The sequence below is a fragment of the Brevibacillus borstelensis genome (assembly GCF_003710865.1).
GTDB classification, from domain to species: domain Bacteria; phylum Bacillota; class Bacilli; order Brevibacillales; family Brevibacillaceae; genus Brevibacillus; species Brevibacillus borstelensis.
This window is the reverse complement of record NZ_RHHO01000006.1, coordinates 1-8,236: the sequence shown is the minus strand read 5'-3', so window position 1 is coordinate 8,236 and position 8,236 is coordinate 1. Positions and strand designations below refer to the sequence as shown.

11 protein-coding genes are annotated in these 8,236 nt (G+C 43.2%); 10 read left to right on the top strand and 1 reads right to left on the bottom strand.

What is annotated here, in order from left to right:
• The 3 genes from EDM54_RS03295 to EDM54_RS03285 form a co-directional block, all read left to right on the top strand.
• On the top strand, positions 1-868 hold an 868-nt coding region (locus tag EDM54_RS03295; protein WP_122957762.1), incomplete at its 5' end, for a deaminase domain-containing protein.
• A gap of 16 nt (positions 869-884) precedes the next feature.
• Complete coding sequence (locus EDM54_RS03290; protein ID WP_122957761.1) at positions 885-1,220, top strand: Imm3 family immunity protein; 336 nt, start codon at positions 885-887, stop codon at positions 1,218-1,220.
• Positions 1,221-1,648: 428 nt separating this feature from the next.
• A complete protein-coding gene (locus tag EDM54_RS03285; protein ID WP_031933667.1) occupies positions 1,649-2,509 on the top strand; it encodes a hypothetical protein in 861 nt (286 codons plus the stop codon).
• On the opposite strand, the gene EDM54_RS03280 is transcribed toward EDM54_RS03285, so the two are convergent.
• Positions 2,472-2,678, bottom strand: a complete 207-nt coding sequence (locus tag EDM54_RS03280) for a helix-turn-helix domain-containing protein (protein WP_081924506.1) — start codon at positions 2,676-2,678, stop codon at positions 2,472-2,474. The two genes, EDM54_RS03285 and EDM54_RS03280, sit on opposite strands and share 38 nt — an antisense overlap.
• 170 nt (positions 2,679-2,848) lie before the next feature.
• Between EDM54_RS03280 and EDM54_RS03275 the strand changes: the two genes are divergently transcribed.
• The 7 genes from EDM54_RS03275 to EDM54_RS03240 all read left to right on the top strand — a co-directional run bounded on the left by EDM54_RS03275 (position 2,849) and on the right by EDM54_RS03240 (position 7,924).
• On the top strand, positions 2,849-3,625 hold the full coding sequence (locus EDM54_RS03275; protein WP_031933666.1) for a recombinase family protein: 777 nt from the start codon (positions 2,849-2,851) through the stop codon (positions 3,623-3,625).
• 120 nt (positions 3,626-3,745) lie between these two features.
• Positions 3,746-4,984, top strand: coding sequence for an IS110 family RNA-guided transposase (locus tag EDM54_RS03270; protein WP_031933665.1), 1,239 nt, complete (start codon positions 3,746-3,748; stop codon positions 4,982-4,984).
• Between the two features lie 112 nt (positions 4,985-5,096).
• The gene (locus EDM54_RS03265; protein WP_051925700.1) at positions 5,097-5,441 is read left to right on the top strand and encodes a hypothetical protein; all 345 of its coding nucleotides are present in this window, start codon (positions 5,097-5,099) and stop codon (positions 5,439-5,441) included.
• A gap of 39 nt (positions 5,442-5,480) precedes the next feature.
• On the top strand, positions 5,481-5,969 hold the full coding sequence (locus EDM54_RS03260) for a hypothetical protein (RefSeq protein ID WP_031933663.1): 489 nt from the start codon (positions 5,481-5,483) through the stop codon (positions 5,967-5,969).
• 1 nt (position 5,970) lies between these two features.
• Positions 5,971-6,186 carry a hypothetical protein gene (locus tag EDM54_RS03255; RefSeq protein ID WP_031933662.1) on the top strand — a complete coding sequence of 72 codons (216 nt, stop codon included), beginning with the start codon at positions 5,971-5,973 and terminating at the stop codon, positions 6,184-6,186.
• 627 nt (positions 6,187-6,813) lie between these two features.
• Complete coding sequence (locus EDM54_RS03245) at positions 6,814-7,110, top strand: hypothetical protein (protein WP_031933660.1); 297 nt, start codon at positions 6,814-6,816, stop codon at positions 7,108-7,110.
• 115 nt (positions 7,111-7,225) lie between these two features.
• Positions 7,226-7,924 (top strand): helix-turn-helix domain-containing protein, encoded by a 699-nt coding sequence (locus EDM54_RS03240; protein WP_170208417.1) that lies wholly within the window; start codon positions 7,226-7,228, stop codon positions 7,922-7,924.
• Positions 7,925-8,236: the final 312 nt, after the last annotated feature.

Genomic DNA, 8,236 nt, shown 5'->3' with positions numbered 1-8,236 from the left:
AATGCAGTCCATCGTCCAGACTGTGAAAAAGACGGCACCTGTCCGGGCTGTCGCAGGCTTCACACAAAAAGCGGGCACACAAATCAGCCAGGGCTTTCGGCAAATCGGCAGTGCGATCTCCCGCAGTTTGGCAACGACAGTCCTGCGGAGCAAAACGGCGGGGGCTGGCGAAGGCTTTGCCGTCAGTGTGATGGATGACCGGGCGCGTGGGGAAAAGGTGGATTACCGCAAGGCGGTAATTGCTGCGGCCATCGGGGCGCTGCTGGTGACCGGCGGGTCGATTGGACTAAACAAAGCGTATTCTACCGGGCAGGAAACGGCGCAGGCTGTGGTGAAGAGCAGTACTGAGCAGAGTGGATCAAAATTCTTGTTACCGATGGATTTACAGTATTTTTCTTCTAAGGGGACGGGTAACCTCACCTATGCCCAAAAGGTTGAAATGTTCCAAGCTAGAGCACAAGCTATTCGTGATACATTGCCAAACAAGTATAAGAATTACGGTAATGTTGCGGTGGCAGATGTGAATATTTCCGGACTTAAAACAGAGTTTAAAGCCCATAGTAGGATTCATAAGGAGAATGCCGACGGTTTTTCAACAGTAACAGGCGAGGGTCAATTCCCTGCAAAATCAGTAAACCAAAAAGGGGAAGTTAACGGTGAGGGGGCTTTTCCTAGGGATAATGACACTGAACGCAAAATTTTAGAGGATATAGCAAATCAATTAGGGAATAACAAGCAAGTTAAAGGCACAATTGATTTATTCACGGAATTACCTGCTTGCGGAAGCTGTTCCGATATTATTCTGAAGTTCAGACAAGAATACCCAAATATCAAATTGAATGTCTACTCAGGGGAGTTTAAAAATTAGAGAGGTGAAGATGCCAATGCTAAGCAGTTATAAGGAACTTGAGCAGTATATTATTGATGATTTTGAAGAGTTCCTAGATGAGGGGCTATCTTTATCGCAAGTAACGGAAAAATTGCTTGTCGAATATCACCGTGGGATTGTCAACAGTCAGGTTGAAAAGTTAGTTGTTTATCTGACAATCGCTCTTCTTTGTCTCGATAAAGGCTATCTTAGAGAGGATATAAAAGATGAATTGAATATCATGATTAGTGATATTGCATCAATGTCATTGAAGGAAGAGTTAGAATCCGAAGATATTACGAAAGTTATGAACGGAGTTGAAAAATATAAAGAACAATTAGGGAATATATAGTATGGGGCTACCCAGTAACGATTGAACAACTTTACTTCATCAGTACCAACATAACCTTTGTTCTATCAATATGATATTTTCATGAATTAAGATGTACGTACTGCATGTCTGGAAAAAGTATACTTATTTAACGCAATAGCGTTACATGGAACAGGTCAATTATGGTCAGATACCACCATAAAAGACCTGTTTTTTGTTATCTTCGTTTTCTTGCGGTTTTTTCAAATATGATTGCAACAATGTACGTACATAGGACGATTGATATGGTGAAAGAGATTTGACCTCAACTTTTGAGTGGGATAAGACGACCATAAAGAGTGTCAGGAATCAACTGAGAGTATTACAACGGGAAGGACATGTGTGAAAGGCTAGCCACCTGCCCTCTAATATAGCCCGAAATTCATGAAAAAATCGGGAGGGGGCGGCACATGGAAGGAGTCAGTGTATCCATCGACCGTATCGTCATTGATTTTACAGACGTGTATTGGGATTTCTTCAATGAGTTCCATAAACGAATCTGCCACTTCTACGGGGTTAAGATGACGGTGGGGGAAAAAGGATTTCAATACCGCATCAAAATCAACACAGGAGAACATTTCCTGCATATCTCCTACAAGTTGGTCATTGCTCCGAAAACCCGTAAGAACACGCTGAGGATTGAGGTCTATCCGAAGTCACTTGTTTACTTCCGTCATTGGCTAGAACAAATCCGAAATTACGCCAATCAAATCCTGTTTGTGCGATGTGATATAGCTTTTGACATCCCCGTTTCCATAAATGACCTGTTTACCATGTCTAAGAAGGGTCGCAAGCTACGACTGTTCAAAGGCACTCGCTACTATAACGGCAAGCATCAACGTCAGGAGGATGGCTATTGTCGGGTGTATGACAAGAAACGTCAGTTGTTGGAGATAGGGCGGCAGAAAATCAAAGGGGAACTAACGAGGATGGAAATCGTATACGCACCGAAGGTGAAGATACCACTTGCTTCACTGGTTCAATTTCCGCCGCAGTTCAACAGTAAGTATCTATGTGCTGTATTGACGGACTTATCCAAGTTTGCCCCGAAGGTGGGGCGGCTCGTTCAGGAGATTCTGCAAGGAGAACTTCTACCGCAGGATACAACCCCCTACTACCGTAAGCAAATTCAGGAACAAATGAAAACGCAGGATGTGATTGACCTGAATGAACTAGCGGCGGAGCAGTGGCAGGAAGCAGTAACCCTCCCTTGTGCAATCCTATCAGGGAAGATTAGTCATCTTCCAATACAAGAAGTTCGTTCAGGCTGATGTTTAAGGTCTTACAAATCTGCTCCAAGGTATCGAAGTAAGCCGTATTTACTTTATCGGAGCAAAGATGGCTGATAGTATTGGGGCGGATGTTCATTAAACGAGCTAGTTCCCGTTGAGACATCCCCCTTTCTTCTAAGATTTCTTTTAACCGCAACCGAATAGGCAATGATAATCCCTCCAAATATAACGCTTGTCCGATATATGCGAATCACCAAATTTTCTTCAACTATAGCATTGTAATCTAGTTGAATGCAACGGTGATACGATATATAATCAATTATATCGGTGTGGCGTTACATGAATCTGAATTTCTGTAACGGTGGGGGAGGAAACACCATGAACGTCATCGGTTACGTAAGAGTATCAACACAAGGACAAGCCAAAGATGGCTACAGTTTAGGGTATCAACAAGACGAAATCCGCTCCTATTGTCAGGAGCAAGGATGGAACTTGATGAACATATATGTTGACGAAGGTATCAGTGGGGCGAAGGTGAACGAGGATGCTCTTGAGGTAGACAGAATGGGCTTCCAGAGCATGTTAGCCGCCCTAGCCAGTAAAACCATTGATGCAGTTGTCGTCCTCCATACAAGCCGTCTATGGCGGTCAGACATTGTGAAAGTTCTGGTTCACAGAGAGTTTAAGAAGTACGGAGTGGACGTTCGGAGCATTGAACAGCCCACCTACAGCATTTACAAGAAAGACCCGAATGACTTCCTGATAAATGGCTTGATGGAATTGTTAGACGCATACCAACGTCTTGAAATCGCCATGAAATTAAGTAGAGGGCGTAGTAAGAAAGCCCAACAGGGCGGCTATGCAGGAGGACGGGCAACATTCGGATACAAAGCAAAGAAAGGTCATAAATGTATCCAAGTAGACGAAAGACATGCCCAGACCGTCCGCAGAGTATTTGAAATCAAGGAACAGTATCCCACATGGTCATTGACCCAGATAGCTGAAACACTGAATCAAGAAGGATTTACAACGCAACAAGGCAGATTGTTTACCAAAGTACAAGTGAAACGAATCTTGGACAAACGTGATTTTTATAGCGGCACATATCGCTATGGAGATATACAGGCAGATGGCTTGCATGAAGCCATTCTGTGACAGGAAGTGAATGGAGAGGCTTGCGTCCCATTGCGGCTCGAAAGAGTAACGCTTGAACTGAGGTTGCCCCCATTTTACTCCTATTCATCAAAGAATCCGTACACAGGGGTGATTTCTTTTATGCACTACAAGCAAAAACACATCTATGTCGGGCTTGATTTGCACAAAGCCCACCATACAGCCGTTATCATCGACTGTTGGAATACGAAGTTGGATGAAATCCAAATCGACAACAAGCCAAACAGTTTCGATGACCTGATGAAAACGGTCAAGAAGCATTGCAAAAAAGGAATGACTCCTGTCTATGGATTGGAGGATACGGGCGGCAACGGCAGAGCATTAGCCGTTCACCTTGTCGAGAGGAAACAAATCGTTAAGGAAGTCAACTCTGCCCTCTCCTACAATGAGCGTAAGAGTTACGCTACCACCCAAAAGAGCGACAGTTGGGATGCGTATTGCATCGCCAAAGTGTTGCTTGCAAGACTAGATGAACTGCCAGACGCCAATCCGCAGGACATTTACTGGACAATTGGGCAATTGGTGGCAAGACGAAACGCACTGGTCAAACATGCCAGTTCATTGAAAAATCAACTGCATCAACAATTAAGCTACCACTATCCGTCCTACAAGAAGTTCTTCTGTGATGTAGATGGAAAAGCCGCCCTTGCCTTCTGGGAGAAGTACCCTGCTCCCCATCACTTGGAGTCGGTGGGGGCGGATGACTTGGCGACCTATCTTCGCAAAGCAAGCCATAACACCTGCTCTACCCGTAAAGCAGAAGAAATCTTGGAACTGGTAAAGAAGGACGGGGAGACGAAGAGGAAGTTTCAAACGTCCAGAGACTTTATTATTGTCAATATGGTTCAGGACATGAAGCGGAGCAGAGAACTGATTAAGCAGACGGAAGAACAACTTCGTCAGGTCTTATGTGAGACGGACTATAAGCTAGAGTCGATGGATGGAATCAGCACCGTTACAGCGGCGGAACTGATTGCCGAAATCGGAGACATTCGCCGCTTCTCCAACGCTGACAAATTAGCCCGTTTTGCAGGTATTGCCCCTGTCCGCTTTAGTTCGGGCGGCAAAGGCAAAGACCAAGCAAGCGGACAAGGAAATCGGGTATTAAACGCCATCTTCCATAACTTAGCCGTTCAGCAAATCCAAGTAGCGAAAGGCGACAATAAAAAACAACGGAATCCTCTCTTCTATGACTACTATCATCGGAAGCTAGCAGAAGGCAAGACCAAGAAGCAAGGCCTGATATGCGTCATGAGAAGGCTCGTAAACATCATTTACAGTATGATGAAGCACAAGACCGAGTATCGGGCGGCAACTCTAACAGAACGTCAGGCAAGTTGATATAATGGTGGTAATTGGTAAAACAGTTGCCACCTTCCTTATTCCCAAGTTTAAGATTACAACTTAGGGGACGGGTGAAACTGTTTCTTACTACAGAGTTCAAGGTGGCGAAATGCCAAATGCAAGCCAAGTTAGAATACAGGTTGATGAAAATGGAAAAATGGTAATCCCAAACAAAGAAGCGAATTTGAATGTTAGTGCAGGAACTAGGGAACATGCCGAGTATTTCTTGCAAAAAAGGGGTAACGGTGCAGAAATTGTTGAAGTTGAAGTACCGAAATGGTTTGATGATTTTGTTAAAGAAAATGCAATTCCACAGTACAAATATAATTCAAATCCTCTTAATCAAGGGGGGACAGCACCAAAAGTGGTCGACCCGAGTACGCCGGGAACATCATATGAATTCCCTGCCCCTTGGATTCAGTGGCTTGAAGAGTATGGTAAAATAAAAAAATAGGATTATCGAGAGGTACTTGAATACTGAGGAGGAGGAACAGTGCACAACAAGCCAAAGTATGCTGAGACTATAATAGTTTTAGTCAAATATAAGAAATCTTTCAGATGGTTTGTAGCAGATAAGGAGATATGGTTTTTGGATTTGAAAAAATTAATTTCTTCATATCTTGAGAAAGGATTTGAAATTCCTAATCCTGATGACTTCTCAGACAGATTTAATATCGCAGTAGTAAACGAGGACACGGCGGAAGACTTCCTCCAAAAGCTTAGTGACTTTGAGGTTGGAACAGAAGAATTAAGGAAAATGTTAGAGCAGGGAACGTATAGTTATATTTCAGAAATGTTACCTTCCTTATACGTGGATTTTGATGATAAGGAATTGACTTCCTACTATCCTGAACCTGCATCTTATGAACTATATGTACCGAATGGGTGGCTTGGGAAGTATGAGCAATTTATTGAGGTCATTCCTGAAGACTATCGTTACTGGATAGTCGATGGTAACAATCTATTTTTACAAGGAGGGTAAAATGAAAAGCGAAGACACCTTTACGATAATGAAGGACATGTTCGGTAAAAAGGGAAGTGAAGAACAGGTAGAAGGGCTTACACTAATAATTGATGGCAAGTTGAAAGATGTTTTTGATACAATAATAGCCAAGTCAGATGATTATAAAAATTACACTGATGTACTTAGTAGTGTGATTGTGCACGGAGTAAATGAGATAATTGAAAAACTAAAATAATCTATGTGTTATTGGCGGGGCGACCCAGTGCCGAATGAGGGAATTTGAAAATAGTCTCCCGCCCGTATATGCATCATACACCGCCAATTTAGCGGGTGGGAGATAACGAAGCCAAGCCAATTCGACACTATATGGTTACTGGTTGAATTAAACTTGGTTGATTAGTGTGACAGGATGCGGTTGCGTACTGTAAATTCATTCGGGCTCTACCGTTACGGGTGAGCCTGTTACCTAACGAGCGGATTTACTCCGATGTGACAAATTCAAGATTCAAAAAGCACCCCATGCTTCTGTATGTCTGGTGTGATTCCTACCTATAGAGTGTCTAACCTAATAAGGGAAGACAACTTGAAAGGAGAAATCAATCATGATGCATCCCGTAAAAGAATGCATTCAGAAGCTAGGGCTAACCCATCGGGCGTTTGTTGTTTTGCATGATATTCCTTGGGAAAGATTTCGTAGTTGCTTGTATGGCTACACCGATTCCATCCCCCGCGCCATCCTGAATGTCATGATACAGCATGGCTACGATGAACAGGACGTACAGCGTCAATATCTCTTATGGCGGAAATGGAGAGTCGAACAAGAGATACACGCCCCCGCCGCCGCAGAAGGGAGGGCTAACGCATGAAAAGACTGCCGTTAGATACAGTCCTAACCCTAATGCGGCGGGAGAACGTGCTCGGTTATGGCTCTGATATGGACGAACTTGCCTGCATTTTTGCCAAGCATGTTACAGACACTCTCTCGCAGGAGCAAGCCGAACTAAGCCTAGCTCACTACCTCGCCAAATCAACACATAAGGATGTCATTCATCGGAATCAAGTATTAGCGAAAGTTACTCGATTCCTTAATCAGTATGGATGGAATCTATCCGACTATCATAAAGACTACTATCGTAAATATTTTCCGTTGTTTGGCTAATCCATTCCCCGCCGTTGTGCGGGGTTTTTCCTTTTCTACAGGTCTTAACTGTCGTTTATGAAGCTCGTATAAGGAAAGTAGGAACAATATCATTTACAGAAAAGGGATGGTTAGAATGGGTGCATTTAATTGGCTAAATGATGCAATTGATCGATTTAATTATGTCGGTAATGATGGAGCTGTGGAAGGGATTCTCATACCCGAGGGGGAGGAAGGTAATTATGTCCGTTGCTGGGAAGCCAATCTCGGCCATTATCTCCGAACCCCTAACGTATTGCGGCGATGCTTTTTTCTCTCTCCGAATGAATTGTCTGTTCTATGGGAACTAGTGTGGCGGCTTGACGAAAATGGTTATGGAAGCGTTTCGCAAAAAACGATTGAACTCTATACAGGACTATCAAACAAGACTGTTGGGAAAATGATGAATCAACTGATGAAAAAGGGATTCATACAGAAAAAACGAACAACAGCTACTGATATCATTCGCACATGCAATTTATCGAAGAACCCATATATTCTCGTTAGTGAGGGGGTGCATTATTGGATATCTTTTGTCATAGGAATTTTCTTACCTGACCAAAAAGGAAAAAAACTTGAGAGCCAATTCGATAGTAACGTGTCGGCTTCCTTAGATTTGGTTAGAAAAGTAGTAAAGCAGTTTGTTGGTCAGCCTCGTCAGTATCAGCCTTTTATTGAAAGACTTCAAGCAAATGGGGACTTCAAGGATTTGTATGTGGAAACAATGAGGGACTTACAAGATTATCTAACGGATGCTTATAACGCCAAGGCGTTTCAAATTAACGGCTTAGAATAAAATTTGAACCATACACTTTCAAAACGAAGTTTCTTCGGTAGGTATGGTACAAACATCAAAAGCTATGGAAAGGAGTACATTGGTCTGCCGAAAGTACTTCGGATAATTACTTAAAGAGGGTCTGTCAAGATTTTTGTGTAAACTCAATCAACCGATATATGAACAGGTTTCATCCCCCTAATTGGGACATCTTTTTCGGAGCCAATAGAGTCAAGGGCGTGAGGCGAAGCGAACCCTTGACGCGTTGGTGGAGAGAAAGATAATCCCTTCGGGGATGAAGCCTTTCATTTGCTAACGGATGTACGGCTGTAC